The organism is Pseudonocardia parietis, assembly GCF_017876315.1.
Taxonomy (GTDB): Bacteria; Actinomycetota; Actinomycetes; order Mycobacteriales; family Pseudonocardiaceae; genus Pseudonocardia; species Pseudonocardia parietis.
In genome coordinates, this window is record NZ_JAGINU010000001.1 from 3,778,505 (window position 1) to 3,801,963 (window position 23,459).

The 23,459-nt window shown below is 71.6% G+C and carries 17 protein-coding genes and 2 pseudogenes; 9 read left to right on the plus strand and 10 right to left on the minus strand.

Annotated elements, in window-relative coordinates; translation table 11 throughout:
- The first annotated feature begins 18 nt into the window (after nt 1–18).
- Complete coding sequence (locus JOF36_RS17970; protein WP_210028133.1) at nt 19–849, plus strand: hypothetical protein; 831 nt, start codon at nt 19–21, stop codon at nt 847–849.
- Here the strand turns inward: JOF36_RS17970 and JOF36_RS17975 are convergent, their stop codons facing one another.
- On the minus strand, nt 850–1,605 hold the full coding sequence (locus tag JOF36_RS17975) for a DUF5995 family protein (protein WP_210028134.1): 756 nt from the start codon (nt 1,603–1,605) through the stop codon (nt 850–852). It abuts the gene before it with no gap.
- A 135-nt stretch (nt 1,606–1,740) separates the two neighbouring features.
- Here JOF36_RS17975 and JOF36_RS17980 point away from each other — a divergent pair, with 135 nt between their 5' ends.
- Nucleotides 1,741–2,577, plus strand: coding sequence for a universal stress protein (locus tag JOF36_RS17980; protein ID WP_210028135.1), 837 nt, complete (start codon nt 1,741–1,743; stop codon nt 2,575–2,577).
- Between the two features lie 34 nt (nt 2,578–2,611).
- Here JOF36_RS17980 and JOF36_RS40250 read toward each other — a convergent pair whose 3' ends face one another.
- Entirely contained in the window at nt 2,612–2,746 is a 135-nt protein-coding gene (locus JOF36_RS40250) for a hypothetical protein (RefSeq protein ID WP_281071499.1), read from the minus strand.
- Between the two features lie 263 nt (nt 2,747–3,009).
- Between JOF36_RS40250 and JOF36_RS17985 the strand changes: the two genes are divergently transcribed.
- The 3 genes and pseudogenes from JOF36_RS17985 to JOF36_RS39170 form a co-directional block, all read left to right on the plus strand.
- The gene (locus tag JOF36_RS17985) at nt 3,010–4,395 is read left to right on the plus strand and encodes an AI-2E family transporter (protein ID WP_245350886.1); all 1,386 of its coding nucleotides are present in this window, start codon (nt 3,010–3,012) and stop codon (nt 4,393–4,395) included.
- A 254-nt stretch (nt 4,396–4,649) separates the two neighbouring features.
- Nucleotides 4,650–5,162, plus strand: a complete 513-nt coding sequence (gene msrA, locus JOF36_RS17990) for a peptide-methionine (S)-S-oxide reductase MsrA (RefSeq protein WP_210028136.1) — start codon at nt 4,650–4,652, stop codon at nt 5,160–5,162.
- 170 nt (nt 5,163–5,332) lie between these two features.
- Nucleotides 5,333–5,650: pseudogene (locus JOF36_RS39170) on the plus strand (IS1380 family transposase); the annotation flags it as partial.
- A gap of 313 nt (nt 5,651–5,963) precedes the next feature.
- On the opposite strand, the gene JOF36_RS18000 reads toward JOF36_RS39170, so the two are convergent.
- The 3 genes from JOF36_RS18000 to JOF36_RS18010 form a co-directional block, all read right to left on the minus strand.
- Nucleotides 5,964–7,256: a sensor histidine kinase gene (locus JOF36_RS18000; protein WP_210028138.1), complete on the minus strand. Its 1,293-nt coding sequence runs from the start codon at nt 7,254–7,256 to the stop codon at nt 5,964–5,966.
- A 408-nt stretch (nt 7,257–7,664) separates the two neighbouring features.
- Nucleotides 7,665–8,651: a TauD/TfdA family dioxygenase gene (locus JOF36_RS18005; RefSeq protein ID WP_210028139.1), complete on the minus strand. Its 987-nt coding sequence runs from the start codon at nt 8,649–8,651 to the stop codon at nt 7,665–7,667.
- A 29-nt stretch (nt 8,652–8,680) separates the two neighbouring features.
- Nucleotides 8,681–13,156, minus strand: a complete 4,476-nt coding sequence (locus JOF36_RS18010) for a Pls/PosA family non-ribosomal peptide synthetase (protein WP_245350888.1) — start codon at nt 13,154–13,156, stop codon at nt 8,681–8,683.
- 862 nt (nt 13,157–14,018) lie between these two features.
- Between JOF36_RS18010 and JOF36_RS18015 the strand changes: the two are divergent.
- The 3 genes and pseudogenes from JOF36_RS18015 to JOF36_RS18025 form a co-directional block, all read left to right on the plus strand.
- Nucleotides 14,019–14,582 (plus strand): annotated as a pseudogene (locus tag JOF36_RS18015) (aldehyde dehydrogenase family protein); the annotation flags it as partial.
- Between the two features lie 13 nt (nt 14,583–14,595).
- Entirely contained in the window at nt 14,596–15,345 is a 750-nt protein-coding gene (locus tag JOF36_RS18020) for an SDR family NAD(P)-dependent oxidoreductase (protein WP_210028141.1), read from the plus strand.
- Between the two features lie 162 nt (nt 15,346–15,507).
- Nucleotides 15,508–16,101 (plus strand): Rv1733c family protein, encoded by a 594-nt coding sequence (locus tag JOF36_RS18025; RefSeq protein WP_210028142.1) that lies wholly within the window; start codon nt 15,508–15,510, stop codon nt 16,099–16,101.
- Nucleotides 16,102–16,250: 149 nt separating this feature from the next.
- Here the strand turns inward: JOF36_RS18025 and JOF36_RS18030 are convergent, their stop codons facing one another.
- The 5 genes from JOF36_RS18030 to JOF36_RS18050 form a co-directional block, all read right to left on the minus strand.
- Complete coding sequence (locus JOF36_RS18030; RefSeq protein ID WP_210027849.1) at nt 16,251–17,660, minus strand: IS1380 family transposase; 1,410 nt, start codon at nt 17,658–17,660, stop codon at nt 16,251–16,253.
- Nucleotides 17,661–17,780: 120 nt separating this feature from the next.
- Nucleotides 17,781–18,410 (minus strand): TetR family transcriptional regulator, encoded by a 630-nt coding sequence (locus tag JOF36_RS18035; protein WP_210028144.1) that lies wholly within the window; start codon nt 18,408–18,410, stop codon nt 17,781–17,783.
- On the minus strand, nt 18,403–20,298 hold the full coding sequence (locus JOF36_RS18040; RefSeq protein WP_307862446.1) for an MFS transporter: 1,896 nt from the start codon (nt 20,296–20,298) through the stop codon (nt 18,403–18,405). Before JOF36_RS18040 ends, JOF36_RS18035 begins: the two co-directional genes overlap by 8 nt.
- A gap of 99 nt (nt 20,299–20,397) precedes the next feature.
- Nucleotides 20,398–21,654, minus strand: a complete 1,257-nt coding sequence (locus JOF36_RS18045; RefSeq protein ID WP_210028145.1) for a sensor histidine kinase — start codon at nt 21,652–21,654, stop codon at nt 20,398–20,400.
- On the minus strand, nt 21,645–22,283 hold the full coding sequence (locus JOF36_RS18050) for a response regulator transcription factor (RefSeq protein ID WP_210028147.1): 639 nt from the start codon (nt 22,281–22,283) through the stop codon (nt 21,645–21,647). Before JOF36_RS18050 ends, JOF36_RS18045 begins: the two co-directional genes overlap by 10 nt.
- 136 nt (nt 22,284–22,419) lie before the next feature.
- On the opposite strand from JOF36_RS18050, the gene JOF36_RS18055 reads away from it, so the two are divergent.
- Nucleotides 22,420–23,457: an iron ABC transporter substrate-binding protein gene (locus JOF36_RS18055; RefSeq protein ID WP_307862447.1), complete on the plus strand. Its 1,038-nt coding sequence runs from the start codon at nt 22,420–22,422 to the stop codon at nt 23,455–23,457.
- Nucleotides 23,458–23,459 lie beyond the last annotated feature (2 nt).

The following is a 23,459-nucleotide window of genomic DNA, read 5'->3' on the forward strand; positions in this document are numbered from 1 at the left end:
GGGTCGTAGCGTCGCGCCATGACCGCCGACCCGCACGACACCGCACCCGGCACCCGCCCCGGCGACGGCCGCGTCACCACGGTGCGCGGTGCCCGCCGCGCGATGATCGTCGCGGTGGTCGCCTCGCTCGTCGTGGCCTCGGCGATGGGCATCGTCGCGCTGCTCTCCGGCGAGTTCGGCGACCTGCAGGTCCGGATCGTGCTCAGCACCCTGGTGGTCGCCGGGTTCGGGACGACGGCGCTGTGCCACCTCGCCGTCGTCACCCGCACGGTGCGGGTGGTCGGCTTCGCCGGGCTCGTGGCGAGCGGGGGAGCGGCACTGGCGGCCCTGGTGCTGATCTGGCAGGACTGGTCGCAGGCCTCGTCGGAGGGCTTGGTCAAGGCGCTGCTCCTGCTCACCGTCGCCGCCGTCAGCCTCGCCCACGCGAACCTGCTCCTGCTGCTCGCCGACCGGGGGCACCCGGCCATCCGGGTCGGGCTCGTCGCCACCCTGCTCGCCATCGCGGTGGTCGCGGTGATGCTCGCGCTCCCGGTGCTGACCGACGGCGAGATCCCCGGCTCCGACGACGGCTGGTACTGGCGCTGGCTGGGCGTCGCCGGGATCGTCGACGCGCTCGGCACGATCGCGCTGCCGGTACTCGGGCTGGTGCTGCGCCCGGCTGAGTTCACCCCGGCGTCGCCGCCGCCGTCCCCGCCGGAGCCCACGGAGCCGGAATCCACGGAGCTCACGGAGTCCGTCCGGCTCGTCCTGGACCTGCCCCCCGAGCTCGCCGCCCGGCTGGACGTCCACGCCGGCGGCGGCTCGATGGAGAACGCCGCCCTGGACGTCCTGCACCGCGGGCTGCGGTGATCAGGGCAGGTCGGGGGCGTTGAGGATCATCCAGCCCAGCGCCTGGGCGGCGTTGTCCAGCCGCGCGGTCTCCGCGGCGAGTGCCCGCTGGTACGCGGCGGGCTCGTCGCGGTGCGCCCACACCCGTTCGGCGGCCTCCCACGCCAGCCCGCGGGTCGTGCGCACCAGGAGATCGGACAGCGAGTTGCCGAGCCGGTCGAGCAACCCGTTCTCCCGGGTCCCGGCGAGGAACGCGTCGAAGTCCTCGCGCAGGTCGTCCATCTCCTCGCCGAAGATGTCGTTGACCCGGTCGTAGTCGGCGCGCCGGGCGGGGGTGGGCGGGAAGTCCTCCCAGGTCGCCAGCAGGGCCAGTGCCAGATCGAGATTGACGTGCGCGTTGACACCGCACGCCGCGAAGTTGACGTGCCCGACGGACTGGTCACGCCGGTGGTCGAACAGCACCTTCCAGCACGCGGGGACCGTGCCGTCGCGCCGCTCGTACGCCACGATCGCGGCCAGGTAGCGGCGGGCGAACTCGATGTCGAGCCGGGTCAGGAACGCCTCGTCGTCGAACGACCGGGTGGGGTGGGTGCCGTCCAGCGTCTCGAGGACGTTCTCGGTGATGGTCGCGTAGAGCCGGCTGAAGCAGGAGATCCCGTCGATCTTCGGGGCGCGGATGTCCTCGGCGGCCTGGTCGCGGATCGCGCTCAGCGCGGTGACCACGTCCTCGACGGTGTGCACGTCTCCGCAGTGGACGGACAGCTCGTTCGCGGACATGGGGTGCCCCTCCTGCGGTTCGCCGGTGGCGTGACCGTATCGGGTGACCCGCTGGGCCGGTCACCCGAACCTCGGACCCGGCCACAGCGCGCCCGGTGTGCCAGGGTCGGTGCCGGGAACGACCGAGGAGGCTGCATGAGCGACGGCGCCGGGACGAGCGGGAGCGGCGGGGCCGAGATCGCGGTGGCGGTGGACGGCTCGCCGGGAGCGGCGCAGGCCGCCGAATGGGCCACCGGTCTCGCCGAGGTGTGGTGTGGGCGGGTCCGCCTGCTGCACGTCACCGCGGCCACGACGGCGCCGGGTGAGCTGGAGGAGCTGGCGGGGCGCACCGGTGCCGGGTTGCAGCTGCTCCCCGCTCCGCCGGGTGCGGGCACCGACGTGATCGCCGACGCCGTGCTCGCGGCCACCGGGTCCGTCCGGATGCTCGTGGCCGGCAGCCACGGCGCCGGTGCCACCGGCGCGATGCTCGCCGGCCGGTTCGCCGACCGGGTGGCCTGCCACGCCCGGGCCCCGGTCGCGATCGTCCGTGACGCCGGGCCGGGCGCCGAGGGCGTGGTGGCCGGGGTCGGTGGCGGCCCGGGCGACCGGGACGCCGCGATCGTCGCCGAGGCGGCCGCGCTGGCGGCCGCATGGGCGGCGCCGCTGACCCTCGTGCACGCGTGGTCCGACGTCGTCGCCAGGCCGGGCACCCGGCTGCACCGGGTCGACGACGACCGGTCGGCCCTCGCCGGGCAGGCGCACGCCGCGCTGGAGTCGGCGGCCGCGACCGCCCGTGACTTCGTGCCGGACGTGCACACCCGGGTCGTGGAGGGCACCGCGCTGCGCGCCCTGCTCGACGCCGCCGCGGCCGCCCGCGCCGTCGTCGTCGGTCCGTACGGGGCACGCCAGCCGGTCGGGATGCAGCTGGGGTCGACGAGCAGGTCGCTGGTCGCGTTCGCCCCGTGCCCGGTGCTGGTCGTCCCCGGCGGCTGAGCGATCACCGCCGTGGCGATCACTGCAGCAGCGATCACTGCAGCGACGGCGACCTCGTGTCGTACACCCGCCGCGTCCGTACCCGTCGCGGCCGGCCGCGCAGCACCTCGCGCAGCGTCGCGGTGGAGCCGACGACGACGGTGGCGGCGAGCAGGATCTGACCCCACATGGCGGTACCTCCAGGACGTGTGACGGGTGGTGCGTGGGCGCGACCACCTGGTGCCCTATCGAGGATCCGCCGGGGACGGTGCCGCGGACAGGGGCAGGAAGGACAGTGGACGTCGAATTACTGCCAACGGCCCGACGGTCGTGCGACCGCCCGGGAAACACCCGGTCGGAGGGCAGCGGCCCGCGCAGGCGGCGTCTCCCGGCAGGCAGGCCCGGGCGCCGATAGTGTTCCGCCGCAGAACGGATCCCGACGAGAGGTGGAGCATGGAGTCGCGGTCGCAGCCGGCGGTCCGGGGGAGCGAGGAGGTCGCGCCCCGCCGGGATCCGGCCGGTGGGTCGATGCTGAGTCCGGCGCCCGCGCCCTCGGTCGCCAGCCGGGGCACGGTGATCGGCAACGGGCTGACCTGGGTGGCCGCGTGGAGCCTGCGGATCGCGCTCATCGCCGTCGGCCTGGTGATCATCGGTTACGTCATCGGGACGTTCTGGGTGGTGCTGTGGCCGGTGGTGCTCGCCATCCTGCTCACCACGGTGCTGCGCCCGCCCGCCGCGTGGCTGATCCGGCGCCGGTTCCCGCCGGCACTCGCCGCGGTCGTCGTGCTGCTGGTCGGCCTCGGCGCGGTCACCGGGCTGTTCGTGTCGATCGCGCCGTCGGTCAGCGGGCAGGTCCAGCAAATCTCGTCCGGCGTCGTGGCCGGGCTCGCCCAGATCCAGCAGTGGGCGTTCGGGCCGCCGCTGAACCTCGGTGAGGGGCAGATCGGCACCATCATCGACCAGGTGACCCGCCAGCTGCAGCAGCAGGCGGCGTCGATCGCGACCGGGGTGCTGACGGGTGTCTCGACGCTCGCGTCCGGCCTGATCGCGGTCGTCCTCGCGCTGGTCCTGACGTTCTTCTTCGTCAAGGACGGTCCGCGGTTCCTGCCGTGGCTCACCTCGATGACCGGCCGCACCGCGGGCGGGCACCTGGCCGAGGTGCTGTCCCGGATGTGGGCGGCACTCGGCGGGTTCATCCGGGTGCAGGCGCTGGTCAGCCTGATCGACGCGGTGTTCATCGGGATCGGGCTGGTGCTGCTGAGCGTCCCGCTGGCCCTGCCGCTGGCGATCCTGACGTTCGTCGGCGGGTTCATCCCGATCGTCGGCGCCTTCATCGCCGGGGTCCTGGCGGTGCTGATCGCCCTGGTCACCCAGGGGTTCGGTACCGCGGTGGCGGTCGCGATCCTGGTCGTGGCGGTACAGCAGGTCGAGGGCAACGTGCTGCAGCCCTTCCTGCAGGGCCACAGCCTGAAGCTGCACGCGGCCGTCGTGCTGCTCGCCGTCACCGCGGGCGGGTCGCTCGCCGGCATCGCGGGTGCGTTCCTGGCCGTGCCGGTCGCCGCCGTCCTCGCGGTGATGCTGCGCTACCTCGGCGAGCAGATCGACAAGCGGGACCAGCGCTTCGCGGAGCAGACCGGACAGAGCGAGCAGACCGGGCAGAGCGGGGAGGACGGCGGTGCGCCCGCGGCCGACCCCGGCCCCGGCCCCGACCCCGACGATGGGCGGCAGGCGGTCGGGGCGGCGGAGCCCGCGCACCTGGAGGCCGGTGCGACCGACGGCGACCCGGCGCCGGTACATGCCGATCCCGCGCCCGATCCGGAGCGGCCGGCGGGCGGCTGACCGAGGCCGGCCGGCGTCCGGTGCCGGTGGACCGGCCCGCCCCGGCGCCGGGTCGGGGGCGGTGGCCAGGCGAGGACGGGCCGGTCCGGGCGGCCCGCTCCTTCACAGAACTGACCGCCGGCGTCATGCTCCGTCGGCGGCACCGGGATGCTCCAGGGGCGAAGGTCCCGCACGCGCATCCGGTTGCGCACGACGGAACAACAGGGCGGCGACCACCGTTGTACCCACCGAACTCGACTCAGGGAGGTTCTCCGATGACCGAGACCGCCATTCTGGCCGGCGGCTGCTTCTGGGGTGTGCAGGAACTGCTGCGCAAGCGTCCGGGCGTCGTCAGCACCCGGGCCGGCTACTCCGGTGACCCGCGCACGCCGAACGCGACGTACCGCGCCCACGGCGACCACGCCGAGGCCGTCGAGATCGTGTTCGACCCGCAGCAGATCTCCTACCGGGAGATCCTGGAGTTCTTCTTCCAGATCCACGACCCGACGACGAAGGACCGCCAGGGCAACGACATCGGCCGCGGCTACCGCTCGGCGATCTTCCACACGAGCGACGAGCAGCGACAGGTCGCCCTGGACACCATCGCCGACGTCGACGCCTCCGGGCTCTGGCCGGGCCGGGCGTCCACCGACGTCGAACCGGCCGGTGACTTCTGGGAGGCCGAGCCCGAGCACCAGGACTACCTGCAGAAGTACCCCTACGGCTACAACTGCCACTTCCCGCGGCCGCACTGGGTGCTGCCGCGGCGCGCCGCCAGCACCGGGTGAGCGCGAGGCGGACCGGGGTCAGCGCGGGTCGTCGAGCACGGCCCGCAGCTCCGCCGCCTCCTCGCCGGTGAGGTCGTCGGCGTAGAACGCGTGGATGCCCTCCTGCACGAGACGGGCCGCCCGCGGCCCGTCTCCGGCGGCGACGGCGTCGTCAGCGAGGCACTATCCAGGTGCAGGCTACATCCACGCGTCCGAAGATCATTGTGTCCGCCGACGGGGACGGGGTGGTGTCGCACGTCGGGTCACGGCTGCTGGCCGATCCGGGCCGGATCCCGGTCGATGTGGCGTCGGCGCTCGCTGACGGCGCCACCACGATCTGCGAGATCGCCGTCCTTGCCGATCAGGAAGCGGTGTTCGGGGCGGTGGCCTCGGACTCGACGGTCTGGCGGCTGCTGGGTCGGCTCGACGGGCGGCACCTGGCCGCGGTAGCGGCGGCTCGAGCGCGGGCGCGGGAGGTGGTCTGGGACCAGCACGCCGAGCGCCACGGCGGGGAGGCCCCGAAACTCCGCAATCCTGTGGACACCTGCCGGGTCGCGGAGCTGCAGCTGACCACGGGGCGCGAGGCCCGACTCGCTCGCGGCGGTTGGGCTGCCCCGCAAGGTCAGCGCTGGGGGTGCCTCGGTCCGGTCCGCGGCCTCCACGCTGCTCAGTGTGGTCCTGGGCGCAGCGGCGGGTAGCGGATAGTCCGGGCGTGGCGACCTTGGCGCCGCCGGGCTTAACGAGCGCCAGAACAACCTGATACGGCCATCACGACCCCTCGATCGGTCGCAGGGCGCCGCATCAGGCGCCCTGGCGCGCGTGTCACTTGGCTGATGCTCTCGTTGTGCCGGGAGAACTGGTCTCGGGCGCGCTCGCGACCGGGAGCAGCAGCGTCATCGTCGAGGGGACGGTGCCGACGATGAGCCGTCCGCCTTCGCTTTCGGCGAGGCGGCGGGCCAGCGGCAAGCCCATACCGTTCCCGATATGTCCGTCCGTGAGGGCAGACGTGGGGACACCGGCACCTTCGTCGCTGATCTCGACCGCGATCGCGTCCTCTCCCAGCTCGTGAGCGGAGATCGATACTGCCCCTGCGCCGTGGAAGAGGGCGTTGTCGAGGAGGACGCCGATGATCTGGCGGACGGCGGCCGACGACGCGTCCGGCCGGGGAAGAGAAGCCGGCAGCCGGATCGAGAATCTGCGGTTCTCCCGGGCGAGGCGTGAACCCCACTCGTCGTCGAACTCGGCCAGCAGTGCAGCGAGATTGGCCGGTGCTGAGGTCGTCTGACGTTCGCGTGCTAGCGCGAGAAGCTCGTCGATCGTGCGCTCGAGCCGGTCGATCGAGCCCAGACCGTCCGCGATCTCTGCCTTCGTCATGCGCTCGGGCCGGTCGAGTGCGGACTCCAACCGGAGCCGCATGTCCGCAAGGGGCGTGCGCAGTTGATGAGAGGCTACCGCCGAGAACGCTCTTTCGCGCGCGACCAGGTCGTCGAGCCGACGCGCGGTTCGGCTCAGAGCAGCGCTGGCCCGGTCGGTCTCCGCGATACCGGTCGGATCCGGGGCGATACCGAAATCCCCGTCTCCCAGCCGGTCCGCATCGTCGACCAGGCGGTCAAGCGGACGGGACAGACGTATCGCCAGTCGTCGTGCAAGAAGCCAGACCGACACCAGCACGACTGCGGCGAGGCCCGCGATCCCCAGCCAGATGGGGATCAGGGCGTCGTAGACCTGAGACGACGGTGCCGACGTACGAACGGCACCGATGATGTCGTCGGTGTCGCTGACCGGGACCGCGACGGTCAGTGCATCCACAGGAGGTGGGCCGGTGCGGCTGCCGAGGACGTACTCGACCGGCGCATCGCCGTGCGCGGGGCCGGCTCCGAGCAGCAGTGTCCCCTCGTCGTCGTAGAGGGCGATCGCGGCATCGCCGGGTCCGTCCGGCAGACGCCTCGGCACGCGATCGTCGGTCATGTCCTCCTGTACCGTGCGGGCGGCGAACCCGGCGAGACGTTGCAGTGAGGAGCGCTCCTGCGCCACTGCGAACCCTGCCAGGCCGATGACCAGCGGTATCCCGAACAGTGCCACCGCGAACGCCGCAGCGGCTACCACGAGTGCCACGATCCGCGACCTCATCGATCGGACCCTCCGCCATCGCGCAACCGCATCGCCCGGCGATAGCCGTGCCCGTGCGGTCTCGTGACGGCGGAACCTGATACCGCGGACAGCGGGCGGGAATCCTGTGCGGGATTCCGACGTGCACGTTGAGCTGGTGGTCGCGCCGAACCAGTGCTCATTCCGCGCATCTCGGCGCCTGCGGGTCGCGGCTGATGGCGGTTCCGGACCAGCGTCCGATCCGCGGAACTCACCCCCGTGGTGGGTACTCGTTCGAAACCGTCGGAGCCGGTGAGACGCCCGGTAACGTCGCTGCTTCTGATCACGTCGCACCTTGACCGACGGTCGAGCGACGTTCTTCGTCCGATCGCGGATGCGTGGCGCCACAACTATCGGTGTAACGCCTGATCGAAACTACTCGGCGACTGTGCACTGGTCAGCCATCGCAGCGAGTACTTCGCGCGGCCCCTGGTAGGGGTCGCGGCCGTGAGCTGTACGGATGTTGTCGACGACCAGGAGATCACCGCTCTGCCAGGGCTCGCGGACGGCGTTGACGGTGTATGCCTGCTTGATCCGGGATATGAGGTCCCAGCCGATGGGGGTGCCGTCCCCGAAGCAGGTGGTGACGGGCAACCCGTCGGGCCCCAGCATGTCGCGCAACTCGTCGCCCGCGTCAGGGCCGAAGACCCACTCGCTGTAGAACGCGATCTCGTTGAACCAGCAGCGCACTCCGGTGTTCGGGTGGCGGACGACGGCCGGCCTGCGTTGCCGGGTCCGGAGCTGCCCCCCACGGCGCCACTCGACGTCGATGGAGTGTGCTCGGCAGTAGTCCTCGACGCCGCTTCGGTCACCGATGCCGAAGGCATCCGACCAGGACGGACCGACGTCGCCGTTGTAGGTGCGCACCAGCAGCCACCCGTCACGTTCACAGCGCTTCACCAGGCTGGCGGGCAAGGCTGCAAGCACGGTGGGGGAGTCGACGAGCACGGTGGCCCCGCCGAGCACGGGTGGAGTCAGGCAGACGAACATCATCAGGGCGGGGAACCAGTCGCAGTAGGACAGCTCGTGGTGCGGGCACATCGGGATCCTGGTTGGCCACCGCGTCGCCGAGTACACCCCATCGGTGTAGGGCACCCGCGGTGCGAACGCCTCGCGCTCAGTCATCAGGTCGTCGGCGAGCATGCGCACCACGTCGCCGGCCAGGATCGAGTCGTACAGGCCGAGCCCGCGGACCAGCACTGCGCCGTGGTCGACCACAGCGGCGCGTAGCGCTTGCCGCGCCTCGAATGCCCACCGCAACGGGTCGTCCGGGTCGACATGCAGGAGGGCCGGTGTGCCGGGGCGGTGTTCGACCTGGAGCGGCTCCAGCTGGATCCGGGTAGGCTGGGCTGAGACGGACATGTCGGCTCCCCACGCTGCGCGGCCGGCGCTCATGCCGACACCGGGATGGATCTGGTGGGTAGCTCCCGGGCCGGGTTGCCACCCCAGGTTTCGCCCGCGGGGATCTCCTCGCCCTTCATGAGGAACGAGTCGGCTTCGATCACGGTGTCGTCGCCGATCGCGATCCCGTAGAACACGAAGACCCCGGCCCCGAGGGTGACGCGGGACCCGAGCACGGTGTGGTCGGACTTGAACACGCTGTCTTCCTGGGAGTGGTTCTGGATGATGCTGCCCCGGTTGAACATGCAGTCGTCGCCGATGAACACGAACGACCGCTCGACGAGCACGGCGCCGTCGTCGAACAGCCGGGCCCCGACGCGGACGCCGTTGAGCCGGTAGACGAGCCCCTTCAACGGGGTACCGTTGAACAGCATCATGTGAGCCGGTGCAGATACCTTCCAGTACCGCTCGTGGCCCCAGAACTTCGGTTCGTAGATCGAGCACCCGTTCGGGACCCATAGCTGCAGCCGCCGCATGGTCATGTCCACCAGTGCGAACCACACGACCGTGAACAGCATCATCAAGACCCCCGCGACGACGATCTCCAGGGCCCCCAGCGTCACCTCGAACACCGCCACAGCGGGGATCAGCATCAGGGTCCCGGTCAGGTAGAGCCAGCGAACCCCCAGGTGCAGGAGCATGGTGACGACGTTGTGCCGGTTCTTGCCGCGCAGGGCCCGCCGCAGTTCGTCGTCGCTGGGCCCCAGCCGGATGTCGCGGGCGACGGCGCGGGGGATCTCGAAGCTCGGCGAGCCGAGCAGGCCGACATCTTCGCGGATCGGTCCGTCGATGGGGATCATGACTTTGGTGCCGAGTAGGCAGTTGTTCCCGGTTCTGCCCTGCGAGGGGTAGGTGACCCGGTTCCCGAGGAAGTTACGTGCCCCGATTCGGGCCCGTGACACGCGGAACGAGGTGTTCGAGAAGTCCGCGTTGATGATCGAGAGCTCGTCGGCGACGACGGTGCCCGGGCCGACTGTTACCAGGAACGGGGAATCGTGCTTGACGCCCAGCCCGAAGTTGTTGCCGGTCTGTACGAGCGGCAGCAGGTCATAGCCCACGGCCCGTAGGTAGTGCGGAATCGCGGAGCTGTCCCCGAACAGTCGGATGAACACCGCGTTGTTGGTCAGCGCCGCGATGGTCCCGTGCAGGAGATAATGCACGCCGTAGAGCGGGTAGACACGGTCCGGTCGCACAGCGAGCGCGAGCAACCGGGGGACCGTGCTGATCAGGAGGAATGCCACGATCAGGCCGACGAACATCAGCACGAACGTCGTACCGAAGATCTCGGCGTAGAAGTACCAATGCACGAAGGCCTGCGGTCCGGGGAACAGCAGGGCCCTCAGCTGCGGAATCTCCCGCAGCAGCAGCGCGAGCCCGCCGAGCGAAACCGGGAGGACGAGGATCAGGACGATGGCCAGCTGCAGCGCCGAGTAGAGGATCTTGCGGGTCCATCCGCACCGGGCGGGCGGAACGGTGCAGTAGTCCACGCCGGCCGGGCGGGCCGGTGATCCGTGCCAGCGCTCGCCGGCGGGAACCACCTGCCCGCTCAGCAGCGCGGAGGTGTGTCCGAGCTGACCACCGTCGCCGACCCGCGTGCCGAGATCGAGCGCCGTGGCTTCTCCGACGAACACATCGTTGCCGAGGGTGACCGGTCCGGTCTCGATGAGGCCGTCGCGGGCCCGGTAGCACGGGACGCTCGCGTCCTTGCGGATCACCGAACGGTCACCGATCGAGAGCAGGTCGGTGCACACCGGCATCTGGGCGAACATCGCCACGTCGCGGCCGATCCGGGCGCCGAGCGAGCGCAGGTAGAGCACGTACAGCGGCGAGCCGCGGAACAGGACCAGCGGGTTCATGCGCACGACCGTCGTGACGATCCAGAACCGGACATAGCCCAGGCTCCATACCCGGATCGAGCGGGGCGTCCACCGACCGATCAGCACCCACTTGACCACGATCGGGAACAGGCACAAGAACAGGAAACTGGCGCTGCCGCCGAGGACCGCCCGCTCGTAGAGAGCGAGCAGGGTCGGCGACGCGACGAACCACTCGTACCCCCAGAACGCCACCACCGCCATGAGGTAGGACCAACCCAGCCCGAAAGCGACTTGGAAAACCCCGCACAGGACGTACCCCGCGGTGCCGACTCGGCGGACCGATTCCCACCGGTCGAGAACGACGGCGGGCTCCTCCGGCGAAGTCGAGGGCGCGAGTTCTCCTGGTTCGACCGGAGCGAGGGAGGCGGCCAGGCCGACGAGCGTCGGAGTGGCGTAGACGTTCTCTATCGACACCGTCGGCAACCGTGGGTCCTTGCGCACGCGCGCACAGAACTTCGCCATCATCAACGAGTCGGCGCCGACATCATCGAAGAAGTGCGCCTGGCCCGGCACCTCCCGCTCCACCACCGCGGCGAGGATCTCGCCCAGCTGCGCCGCCAATTCCTGTGCCGCTGGTGCAGTCCCCTCCGGAGCGGGGGCCACGGCCGCCGCCAGGCTCGTCAGGGTCGGGTGGCTGTAGACCTCCTGTATCGACAGGGTCGGCAACTCGGGGTCCTTGCGAACTCGGGCGCAGAACTTCGCCATGGTCAGCGAATCCGCGCCGAGCTCGAAGAAGCTCGTCTGTGGAGGAACCTCCGCACGGTCGAGCACCTCCGCGAGGATCTCGGCCAACCGTGCCACCACGACCACCGACGACGGCGTCGGTGCCTCGATCGGCAGTGCGAGAGCGGTGGCGAGGCGTCGCAGCGTCGGGTGCTCGTAAACGTACTGGATCGACACCGACGGTAGGTCGGGGTGCTTGCGTACCTGGGCGCAGAACTTCGCCATGAGCAACGAGTCGGCGCCCAGGTCGTCGAAGAAGTCCGCGTCGACGAGAACCGCTTCGCAGCCCAGCACCCTGGCGAGCACCTCGCCCAGCAGCGCCCCGGCACCGGTGAGGGCGGTACCGGAAGCCGGTGCCGGGGCGACGGGCACCTGCGTGGCGTAATCCGCCGCCACCAGCGTCGTAGAGGCCGCCTGGGCGACGGTTTTCAGCGTCGGAGACATCCCGAGACGACGACCGCGCGCGGTCGTCGTCTCGTCCACGAGCCGGCCTCGGTGCTCGATGCGTCCGTCGGGGGTGACGCGGCCCAGGTCGCCGGTGCGGAAGATCCGCTTCGATGGGTTATCCGGCACGTCCAGCCTGTCGGGAACGAACGCCTCTCGTGCCAAGTCGTCACGGTTGACGTAGCCGCGGGCCAGTCCGACCCCGGCGATCCCGATCTCACCGATCTCACCGGGCGCCAGTGCGCGTTGCGGATCCTCGACGTCCAGCACGATGATGCTGTAGGTCGGTAACGGGACGCCGAGCGTCGGCGCCCGGCCCGGCTCCAGCTCGGTCCAGGTGGTGGTCACGGTCGCTTCGGGTGGACCGTAGGTACCGATCAGTCGCCGCCCGGGACGCTGCCACCGCCTGATCACCTCCGGTGGACACGAGGCACTTGAGAGCACCAGCCGCAGGGCGAGGAGACGCTCGTCGAGTGCGGCCAGCGTCGCGGCATCGCTGCGCAGCACGGTCACACATCGCTCACCGAGGAAGCGCCACAATGCCTCGCCCTGCAGGGTCGTCCCGGCCGGCGGGACGACCACCGTAGCCCCGGCGACCCAGGGCAGCCAGGTCTCCTCCACCATCCGGTCCGACCCCGGTGACTGCCCCTGGAACACCCGGTCACCGGGTCCGACGCCGTACACCTCGGCTGCCACACGGACGAAGTTGCAGACGCTTCGGTGGTCGACCGCGACACCGTGCGGACGTCCGTCGGCGTCGAGGCTGTAGACGATGTAGGCGACCGGCCCGCCCGGCGCGCCACGCTCGACGTTCAGCAAGCGCTGCGGACTCTGTTCGGCTATGAAGTGCTCGGCGAGGTCGAGCGGGACCACGGTCGTCGCGGTCCGGGCCCCGAGTCCGGGGAATCGGACTGCGACCGTCGAGGTCGTGAGCACCAGGCACACGCTCGCGTCGCAGACGATGGCCACCACCTGGTCGGCGACGAGGCGCACGTCCAGCGGAACATAGGCGGCACCGACCTTGGCCACCGCGAGTATCGCCACGCACAGGTCAGCCGATCCATCCAGAAGCAATGCGACTCTGTCCCCCCGGCCGATGTGATGTAGCCGCAGGTAGCGGGCGAGACGGTTCGCCTCGTCGTCCAGCTCTAGATATGAAAGGACCCCATCGGAGGCATCCACAGCCGAACGATCGGCGCAACCGAGGCGGACCAGCCACTCACACTGGGCCTCGAACAGGGTCTCGAGTCGTTCGGTCGGCCGTACGCGCCCGCCCTGCGGCTCGTCATGGTCGACCCGTATCCGTTCGAGCCCGCGGATGTCCGTGTCCACAGCGATGGTTCCCGTAGAGCCGAAGCCGCCTCGTTCGCCCGTCCGAACGTCGCTGTCGGGCGTCTGGACGAGTTGTCCCCAACTGATCATCGCTCTGCTCCCTGCGCTGGTTCCCGTCACCTCGACGGTCGACCGACTGACCACCCGGCGGGCTGGTCGCGACGCACGCCCTGTTACGGATCAGCCGAACTGAATCCGCTCTGGTGTGCGAACGACTGTCATTAGCCCATTCCGCCGCCCCAGTCCCGGCAAACGATGTAACGTTCAGGCCGCCAATCGGCGCCCCGTTTGCTGAATTCCACGGCGAAACTCCCCACGGTGCTTTGTCCAGATTTGCGAAGGTCGCGCCGAGTCCTGTTGCGCAGATCACCATATGCTAGACACTTTTAAGTAAGAGGACGGCAAAATGATCGCGGGACAAGGCAAGAGGAGGGTTAACGAAGTAGAATTGTCGCGTCGGGTAGTCAGCCGTTCACCTGCGCAGATCCGGGGGGTATCTCGCGGCAGTACTGAGCGGCCCGGTCAGGGTTCCTGCCTCGCCGTGTGAGGTCGCGACGCCGACACTGCGATAGCCACTAGACTAGTCGTGCTCGGATTGGCTTTCACCAAATTTGACGATTCCCACCAGCGTAACTTCATAGAGTCCAGCCCACGAATGAGTGGGCGCGCTCGGTCGACCGCGCGCGGGTCTCGCAGATATCACCGGTTCCGGGGATCTGGGATCGGCGCTCCAGCTGTAAATCGTGATCGTCTCGGCGTGGCAGTCCCGGACGCAGGGCGGCCATCGCGTGACCCACCTCGTTGTGCCGACTTCAGACGATCAAGCGAACCGCGGAAGCAGATCACCCCCACGTCGTCGTTCTGTGCGACGCCGTCGATCCCAGCCCGGCCGTGTCGTGATCACCGGCGGCCTCGCCGAGGACTGGTCATGCCGGCCTGCCCCGTCGCCGTCGTGCTCCTCTGCGCGCCGGTGTCCGAGGAGTTCACCGGCAAGCTGCTCGCGCGGATGGACGAGCTGACCGTCGGCGACCCGCGCGAGGCGGGCACCCGGATCGCGCCGCTGATCGACGAGGCCGCCACGCAACGGGTGCTCGACCGCATCGACGCCGCCCGCGCCGCCGGGGCACGGGTGCTGCACGGCGGCCGGGCCCGTGGCCGCGCGATCGAGCCGACCGTGCTGTGCGAGGTGCCCGAGGAGCAGCCGGCCTGGTGCGAGGAGATCTTCGACCCGGTCGTCGCACTGCGGGTGGTGCCGGATCTCGCGGCCGGGCTGGCGGCGGTGAACCGGTCCCGCTACGGGTTGCACGCCGCCGTCTTCACCCGGTCGCTGGCGTCGGCGTTCGCGGCGATCGAGGAGCTGGAGGTCGGGGGCGTGGTCGTCAACGAGGTGCCCGGGTTCCGGTCCGACGTCATGCCCTACGGCGGGGTGAAGGACTCCGGGGTCGGCCGCGAGGGGCCGCGCTTCGCGATCGAGGAACTGACCGTGACCCGGATGGCCGTGGTCCGGCCGTCCTGACAAGGGGGACCCGATGAGCGAGCTCTTCCGGCTCGACGGCAGGCGCGCGGTCGTGCTCGGCGCCGGCGGCATCGGTGCGGCGGCCGCGAGCGCGCTGGCCGCGCACGGGGCGTCGGTGGTGTGCGCCGACCGCGACCCGCAGGTCGCCGCGGCCGCCGCGGCGGCGAGCGGCGGGACGGCCGCGACCGTCGACGTGACCGACCCGGCGTCGCTGCGCGAGGCGGTCCCCGGCGACGTCGACGCCGTCGTGCTCACCGCCGCGGTGAACGTCCGCAAGCGGATCCTGGACTACTCACCGGACGAGTTCGACACGGTCGTCGGCCTCAACCTCGGCGGGACGTTCGCGGTCCTGCGGGAGTTCGGCGCCCGGATGACGGCCCGCGGGAGCGGCTCGATCGTGGTGTTCTCCTCGATCCGCGGGCGCACCGTCGAGCCCGGGCAGTCGGTCTACGCGGCCACCAAGGCCGGAGCCGAGATGCTGGTCCGGACCGCGGCCGCCGAGTTCGGCCCGCACGGGGTACGGGTCAACGCGATCGCACCGGGCATCGTCGAGACCCCGCTGACCGAGCAGATCAAGGCCGACCCGGCGTGGTACCGGGCCTATGCCGAGAAGGGTGCGCTCGGCCGCTGGTCACGCCCGGACGAGCTGGCCGGTGCGGTGGTCTACCTGTGCTCGGACGCGTCGTCGTTCGTCACCGGGTCGACGCTGGCCGTGGACGGCGGCTGGACGGCCGTCGACGGCCGGTTCACCCCGCCGGGCTGATCCCGGCCGCTCGGGCAGGTACGAAGGGGCGACATGCACCGTTTCACCGGGTGATCCTCGTCCCGACCCGATGTATCGAACCGATAACGGGGGTAATGGTCGGTAGTCGGGCCCGCACTCTCGGTCGTGGGGCCCGTGGACCGGATCCCACGAGGAGGAACGATGCGCACTGCCGATGGCCCCGGACGTACGGGCCCGCGCCCGTCGCCGGGGGTGGCGGACCGGCTCCGCCGCACGGCAGCCAGATGGGAGGACGTCCTGGCGGTCGGGCTCGGGCTGCTGGCCGCGATCGGGCTGCTCGTCGCCTGGCTGGCCGGCTCGGCGGCACACGGCGCCGTGCTGGAGCGCGGCGCCGGCGAGGCGGCCGAGCGGACGCCGGTACCGGCCGTCGTCACCGAGCGCGCGGCGACGATGGGGGACCTGCACACCGGGCAGCAGGCGCTCACCGTCGCCTGGACCGCCCCCGACGGTTCCGCCCGCACCGCGGGCACCTCGCTGCCCGGCCTCTACGACGTCGGCGACCCGATCACCGTGTGGACCGGCCCGGCCGGCGACCTGACCACCCAGCCGTCGACCCCCGCGGACGCGCTCACCGTGGGCATCGCCGCCGGGCTCATGACCGTCGTGGGCTGGGGGGTGCTGCTGCTGGGCGCCGGCTACGCCGGCTTCCGCGCGACGGCGGCCCGGTTCGCGCGTGCCTGGGAGCTGGACTGGGCGACCGTCGAGCCGCGCTGGTCGGGGCGCCGGCCCGCCTGAGTCTTAGCCTCGATCCGCAGAGCTGCTGGGGTAGTGATCTTGCTTCTCGAATGATCATGGTCGTGCGGTGCTGGGCGTGCGGGGGTCGCTGGTCTGTCCAGCTCTTCCACGTGGCGCGCGCTCGGGCCCGGGGTGCGGGGGTGGGTGGGTCAGGCCGCGGCCGGCGGGCTGTGCCCAGTGATGGAGCCGATGGTGTGGTCCCACAGCTGCTGCCATGCGGGCGCCCAGGGCCAGCGGCTGGGGAGGTGCAGCATGGGTGTGCGGGCGGGTCGGGCCAGGCGGGCGGGCACGGCGATCAGCTGTCGGCGCAGCGTCGCGCCGCGGGCGCGGGTCTGGGATCGGCCGGCGAGGGTGCCGGTCGCGTGGAGCAGGTTGTGCGCGATCGCGGCGCACAGGGCCCAGGCGGAGTTGGCGCCGAAGTGCCCCGAGGGCAGGTGCGCCAGCGGTCCGTCGATCAGGTCGGCGAACACGGTTTCGATGATCGCGTGGCGGCGGTGGACGATATCGGCGGTGGCCGTGGGCCGGGTGGAGTTGGTGAAGAAGGGGTGATGGCGCCAGACCGGGAACAGTGCGTCGGGGTAGCGGGCGTCGATGACCCGACGCACGACCAGTCGAGCGGTGATCCGATCTGTGGTGGCGGTGAAGGCGGTGTAGGGCACTTCGGCGACCTCGGCGTCGGAGATCCACGCTCCGGTGTCGGGATCGCGGACCGCGCCGGGGTAGCGCACCGGGGTCCACGCGGTGTCGGGGATGGAAGCGATGGCGCGTTGGATGGCCGGGTTCTTGGTCATGACCAGGGAGAACTCGACCTGGCCGCGTCGGCAGGCTCGGACCACGGCGCGGGTGCCGTAGGCGGAGTCGCCGCGCACCAGGATCTTCCCCGATGCGCCGGCGGCGCGGGCGGTGGCGATCGCCTGGGCGACCATCCGCCCGGCACCCTTGCCCGAGCCGGTCTTGCCCGCGCGTAGCCGCATCCCGGCGATCACCGGCGCGGCCGCCTCGGTGCTGATGGTGGTGGCCAGTGGCGAGAGACCTTTGCGCAGTACCTGCTTGCCGGCGATCTTGGTGTGTCCGTAGGAGGCGCCCTGCTTGGCGTGCCCGTAGACCGGGCGCAGCAACGAGTCGATGTCGATGAACGCCTGCTCGTCGATCCCGGCCAGCACCTCGGTGCGGCCGGCCAGGGCGATCAGGTGTGCGCGCAGCACCGACTCCAGCTGGCGGGCGTGGCCGAAGGTGAACTCCCGCAACAGCGTCCCGAGGGTCGAGGGGGCGTACACGTCGTCGAACAGGATCGGTGTCCCACCCGCACGCAGCAGGTCCAGATCGTCGATGCTGTCCGCGCCGGCGCACATCCCGGCGATCACCCCGAGCAACTTCGGTGCCGGGTTGGCCGAGCCCGACTTGATCCGCGGGGTCATGATCGACACCTTCCCGGTGATGATCTCGCTCAGCCGGGTCTGCTCGGCAAGCTCGAGCAGCGGCACCAGGCCTGCGTGCGACACGAGATTGTCCTCATCGAACCGCGCAGAGCCGGCGGTGAACCTGTGGGAGACTCGCACTGAAAGTGCCTCTCTGCAGCTGGGTTGGTTGGTGCGTCGCAACACCCATTCTCCCAGCTCAGGAGGCACTTTCCTCATTCCCACGCCGCTCCCCGACGCGGTTCATCTGCGGATCGAGGCTTAGGCCGGGACCCCGGTGCCGGCCCGCAGACCGGCGTCGAACACGGACATGGCCTCGTCGACCAGGTCGGTGAGCTCACGCCCGCGCGGGTCGGTGCCGTGGTCGCCGAGCCAGTGCTGCACCGCCACCCGCAGCCCGGTGACGGCGGCCGCTGCGGCCAGGGTCGGGAACAGGTCGCTCGCCGGGTCGGTCCCGGTCCGCGCGACGACGGCCGCCGCCAGCTCCCGCTCCTGGGCCGCGAACGCGGCCATGTGATGGGCGACGACGGCCGGGTGCGTGCGCAGCGCGCGCAGGCGCATGAAGCGGTCCAGGTAGCCGGGGTCGGTGACGACGGCGTGCAGGGCCAGGCGCAGCGACTCGGTCACCGGCTCGTCGGCGGGGCGTTCGGTGAACGCTCCGACCAGGATCTCGGCGGTCACCGCGTTCGCCGCGACGACGGCCTCCTCCTTGGACGTGAAGTAGTTGAAGAACGTCCGCGGCGCGACGTCGGCGGCGTCGGCGATCTGCTCGATGGTCACCTGGTCGACGCCGTGCTCGCTGCACAGCTGCAGCGCCGCCGCCGCCAGGGCCGCCCGCGTCGCGGCCTTCTTGCGTTCCCGCCGCCCCGGTGGGTGCGCCTGGTCAGCCACGGTCGGCTCCCGCGTTGGCGCGGACCGGTGGCTCGACCGACACGATCTCCGGCCGGTCGGCGCCGGGCAGCGGCTCCAGGTCGACGTCGAGGCGCATGCCCTCATGCGGCACCGTCACCCGGTGCGCGGCGGGCCTGCCCTCCCAGCGGTACACGGTGGACACGGTGCCGGTCGCGACGCAGATCCGGTAGTGCCCTTCGTCGTCGGCCCGGGTGCGGCCGAGCTCGGTCCCGTCGCGGCCGAGCACGGTGAGCACGGCTCCGGCTGCCGGCATGCCGTCGGCCCGCACGACACCGTGCAGGAACGGGCCGGATGCGCCGGTGCCCGGGGCCGGGTCGTCGACCGGGGTGTCCTCGATGTCGAGGGTCTCGCGCAGCGGCTTCTCGCGCAGGAACAGGATCGCGATCAGTGCCAGCAGCGCGAGCGGGGCCGCGACCAGGAAGATGTCGGCGATCGCGTGACCGTAGGAGTCCATGACGATCGTGCGCACCGGCCCGGGCAGCTCGTCCAGGTTCGGCACCTGCCCGCCCGCCGTCGCGTTGCCGCCCTCGATCCCGGCCGCGGAGAGCCCGGACGCCGTCCGCGACGCGACCACCGAGGCCAGCAGCGCGCCGAGGCCGGCGACACCGGCCGACCCGCCCACCGACCGGAAGAAGGTCACGGTCGAGCTCGCGGAGCCCATGTTCCGCATCGCCACGGTGTTCTGCACCGCGAGGACCAGGTTCTGCTGGGTCATGCCGACGCCCATGCCGACGAACAGCATCGCGATCGCCACCGGCCAGTACGGCACCGTCGAGGAGATGACCGCGGCACCGAGCGTCAGACCGGCGGTGAGCAGCGAGCCGCCCAGCACCAGGTAGCGCTTCCAGCGCCCGTAGCGGGAGATCAGCTGCCCCGCGACGTTCGACGCCACGAACATGCCGACGATCATCGGCAGGGTCAGCGCGCCGGCCTCGGTGGCCGAGGCACCCCTGGCGAGCTGGAAGTACTGGGACAGGAAGATCGTCGAGCCGAACATCGCGACCCCGACGAACATGCTGGCCACGCTGGCGAGCACGAACGTGCGGTCCCGGAAGAGGAACGGCGGGACGACCGGGTCCTTCGCCCGCCGTTCGACGAACACGGCCAGGGCCAGCAGCGCGAGACCGCCGACGACCAGCCCGACCGAGGTCGGGGAGCCCCAGGCGAACTGCTTGCCGGCGAGCGAGGTCCACAGCAGCAGCGCCGAGATGCCTGCCGCGATGAGCAGCGCACCCAGGTAGTCGATCGAGACGTCGTCACGCCGCGCGGTGGGGACGTTCAGTGTCTTCTGCAGCACGACCAGCGAGAGCGCCGCGAGCGGGACGCCGGCGAAGAAGCACCAGCGCCAGCCGAGCGGCGAGTCGACGATGACCCCGCCGAGCAGCGGGCCGCCGACGACGGCCACCGACATGATCGCGCTCAGGTAGCCCATGTACCGGCCGCGCTCGCGCGGGGTGATGATCGCGGCGATCACCACCTGGGTGAGCGCCTGCAAGCCGCCCATGCCCAGGCCCTGCAGCACCCGGAAGCCGATCAGCTGTGACGTCGACACCGCGAGCCCGCACAGCAGCGACCCGACCAGGAAGATCCCGATCGCGATCTGCACCAGCAGCTTCTTGGAGTAGAGGTCGGCGAACTTGCCCCAGATCGGGGTGGACGCCGTCATCGCCAGCAGCGAGGCCGAGACCACCCAGGTGTACTCGGCCTGGGTGCCGCCGAGATCCCCGAGGATGCGGGGCAGCGCGTTGGACACGATCGTGCTGGACAGCACGCCGACGAACAGGGCCATGAGCAGGCCGGTCAGCGGGAGCAGCACGTCGCGCCGGTGGGCGGCGGCCTCCTCGGGAGAGCGGGTAGTTGACGTCACGCAACGATAATGCCGCCAAAGGTGCGTAGTGTGCAAGTTTGCCGAGAGTGCGCCTCCGCACAGTGACCCGGGCCATCGGACGGCAACCCGCCGCGGCCCTCAGGTCGCCGGCAGGTCCACCGTCACCTCGGTCCCCGCCCGTGCTCCGCTGCGGATACCGATCCGGCCACCGGCGTCCGCGGCGGCGCGGCGCACGAGCAGCAGGCCGATGTGCCCGGGCTCCGGTCCGGCACCGGGGTCGAAGCCGGTGCCGTCGTCCGCGACGACGAGCCGGGCCGACCCACCGGCGACGACCAGGGTGACCGTGATCCGGTTCGCCGCGGCGTGGGCCCGTGCGTTGCGCAGCAGCTCCCCGGCGATCCGGTGCAGCAGGGCGGCGTTCCGGTCGCTCAGCCCGCTCGTCGCGCCGATCTCCGTCTCCGTCCGTGGGGTCGCCTCCTCGGCCTGGGCGCGCAGCGCGGTGGGCAGGCCGGCGGCATCGACGTCGTCGGGCAGCAGGTCGTCGAGCACGGACCGGATCCGGGTCACCCCGTCACCGACGGTCTCCCGGGCCCGGTACACCAGTTCGGGCCGGGCCGCGGCGAGGTCGAGCATCAGCCCCGCGGACGCCAGCCCGGGCAGGACGTCGTCGTGCAGCCGGCGCGCCAGGTCACGGCGGGCGAGCTCGCCCGCGGCCAGGCCGTACAGCGCGGCGTCGCGGCGCTCGGCCAGCTCACGGCCGCGACGGCGGGCCAGCGTGACCGACAGCGGCAGCACGGCCGCGGCGACCGCGACCATCCCGGCGATCGCGGGTGGCAGCAGCAGGCCGACCGCCCGCGCGGTGGCCCCGTCGACGTCGACCGGGACGTAGACCTCGAGCCGGGCCGGGCGACCGATCGCGTCGCGGAACCCGAGGAAGACCTCACGCAGGTTGCCGTCGCGCTCGTAGCGGTGCTCGGGGTCGTCGGGCACGGTCAGCACCACCGCCTCGCCGGCGTCGAGCCGGGCGCCGAGCACCGGGTCGAAGCGGCGGGTGACGCCCTCGATCCGCGGCTCGTCGGAGAACACCACCCGCGCCGAGGTGTCCTCGACCAGCCAGACCTTGACCCGGGACACCATGCCGACCGTGCGGAACGGCTCCAGGTCGTCCAGCAGCCGTTCCCGGTCCCGGGGCGTGGCGGCGAGCAGGTCGCGCTCGGTCAGCGGCACGACCACCGCGCTCGCCACCCGTCGGGAGACCTCCTCTGCGCGACGTTCGGCCTCGGCGTGGGCCAGCCACCAGACCCCGCCGGAGACCAGCCCGCAGACCAGCAGTACCGCTGCGAGGGTGACGAGCCCGTGCCGGAGCAGCGCGCGGCGGACCGGGTTCACCGCCATCGCAGGTCCGCGAGCGGCTCGCTCTCCGGCTCGCCCTCCGGGTCGAACGCCACCAGGCCCAGCCGCTCCGCCACGACGACCGCCTCGAGCTGGGAGCGGGCGTCGAGCTTGGCCAGCACGGCACGGACGTGGTCGCGCACGGTGTGCGGGGACAGGCCCAGACCGGAGGCGATGCGGGTGACGTCCCGACCGCCGGCGAGCCCGGTGAGCACCTCGAGCTCGCGCGGGGTCAGGTGCGGCGCGGTGCCGGTGGCATCGGTGAAGACGGTGCCACCCGCCGCGACGGTCCGGACGGCGGAGACGATGTCGCGCAGCGGGTCCGCCTTTCCCAGGAAGCCTGCCGCACCGGCCTCCCGGGCGAGCCGGGCCGGTCCGGGGCGCGGGTGCGCGGTGAGGACGAGGGCGCGGGCGCGGGCGTCGTGCACCGCGGGGAGCAGAGACAGCCCGCCGCCGGGCAGCCGGACGTCGAGGACGACCACGTCGCACCGGAGCTCCGCAGCCGCGAGTACCGCGCGGGCGTCGTCGGTGGTGTGCGCGACGGCGACGACCTCGAGGTCCGGTTCGACGCCCAGCGCGAGCCCGAGGACGTCGGTGAACGAGCGATGGTCGTCCACCAGCAGCAGCCGCACCACGACGCCGTACCCCCTCAATTCTCGGGAGACCGCCCGAGTAGCAACCGAGGTTAGCCTTCCCTGGCTCATAAGGGGAGCAACCGGACGGCACTCGCGTTCCGGACACGCTCACCGGAACTCGGAAGGACCTCACGTGACCCGATCGACCAGGCAGGGCGTGCTCGCCGGCGTGTTCCTCGCCGCGACCCTGCTCGCCGCCGGATGTGCCGGTGGCGGCCCGGCCCCCGCCGACGCGGCCCCCATCGCGGCCGCGGACGGCCCGCGGACGCTGACCTTGTACTCGGGACGCGACGAGGAGCTGGTCGGCCCGCTCATCGCGCAGTTCCAGCAGCAGTCCGGGATCACCGTCGAGACCCGCTACGGCTCGACGACCGAGCTCGCCGCGCAGCTCGCCGAGGAGGGCGAGGCCACCCCGGCCCAGGTCTTCCTCTCCCAGGACGCCGGCGCGCTGGGTGCCCTGGAGGGCTCGTTCGCCCCGCTGCCCGACGACGTGCGGGGCGCGGTCGAGGCGCCCTACACCTCGACCGACGGGAGCTGGGTCGGCCTGACCGGCCGGGCCAGGGTCGCCGCGTACAACGTCCGCGTGCCCGAGGCCGAGGTGCCCGCGGACGTCACCGACCTGACCGACCCGAAGTGGAAGGGGCGGGTCGGGATCGCCCCGACCAACGCGTCCTTCCAGGCGTTCGTCACGGCACTGCGGGTGCAGGAGGGCGAGGACGCGGCCCGCGAGTTCCTGGAGGGCCTGCGTGCCAACGAGGCGCAGATCTTCCCGCGCAACAGCGCGATCCTGGAGGCCGTGAACAACGGGGCCGTCGACGTCGGCCTGATCAACCACTACTACTACGTCGCCGCGGAGACCCCGCCGGCGAACACCAGGCTGAAGTTCGGTGCGCCGGGCACCGCGAGCGCACTGGTCAACGTCACGGGGGCCGGGATCCTCGCCGGGGCCGCGGAGTCCGCCGAGGCCCAGGAGCTGGTGCGGTTCCTCGTCTCGGACCAGGCCCAGCGGTACTTCGCCACCGAGACCGGCGAGTACCCGCTGATCCCCGGGGTCCCGTCGCCGGAGGGCGTGCCCGCGCTCGCCGACCTCGGCGCGCCGGCCATCGACCTGGCCGACCTGCGCAGCCTCGACGAGACCACGCAGCTGATGACGCAGGTCGGGCTGCTCTGACG

Bases quoted from the DNA above. Each gene is read 5' to 3' on its own strand.
- JOF36_RS17970 (WP_210028133.1), top strand. From the start codon at position 19: ATGACCGCCGACCCGCACGACACCGCACCCGGCACCCGCCCCGGCGAC.
- JOF36_RS17975 (WP_210028134.1), bottom strand. From the start codon at position 1,605: ATGTCCGCGAACGAGCTGTCCGTCCACTGCGGAGACGTGCACACCGTC.
- JOF36_RS17980 (WP_210028135.1), top strand. From the start codon at position 1,741: ATGAGCGACGGCGCCGGGACGAGCGGGAGCGGCGGGGCCGAGATCGCG.
- JOF36_RS40250 (WP_281071499.1), bottom strand. From the start codon at position 2,746: ATGTGGGGTCAGATCCTGCTCGCCGCCACCGTCGTCGTCGGCTCCACC.
- JOF36_RS17985 (WP_245350886.1), top strand. From the start codon at position 3,010: ATGGAGTCGCGGTCGCAGCCGGCGGTCCGGGGGAGCGAGGAGGTCGCG.
- msrA (WP_210028136.1), top strand. From the start codon at position 4,650: ATGACCGAGACCGCCATTCTGGCCGGCGGCTGCTTCTGGGGTGTGCAG.
- JOF36_RS18005 (WP_210028139.1), bottom strand. From the start codon at position 8,651: ATGTCCGTCTCAGCCCAGCCTACCCGGATCCAGCTGGAGCCGCTCCAG.
- JOF36_RS18010 (WP_245350888.1), bottom strand. From the start codon at position 13,156: ATGATCAGTTGGGGACAACTCGTCCAGACGCCCGACAGCGACGTTCGG.
- JOF36_RS18020 (WP_210028141.1), top strand. From the start codon at position 14,596: ATGAGCGAGCTCTTCCGGCTCGACGGCAGGCGCGCGGTCGTGCTCGGC.
- JOF36_RS18025 (WP_210028142.1), top strand. From the start codon at position 15,508: ATGCGCACTGCCGATGGCCCCGGACGTACGGGCCCGCGCCCGTCGCCG.
- JOF36_RS18045 (WP_210028145.1), bottom strand. From the start codon at position 21,654: ATGGCGGTGAACCCGGTCCGCCGCGCGCTGCTCCGGCACGGGCTCGTC.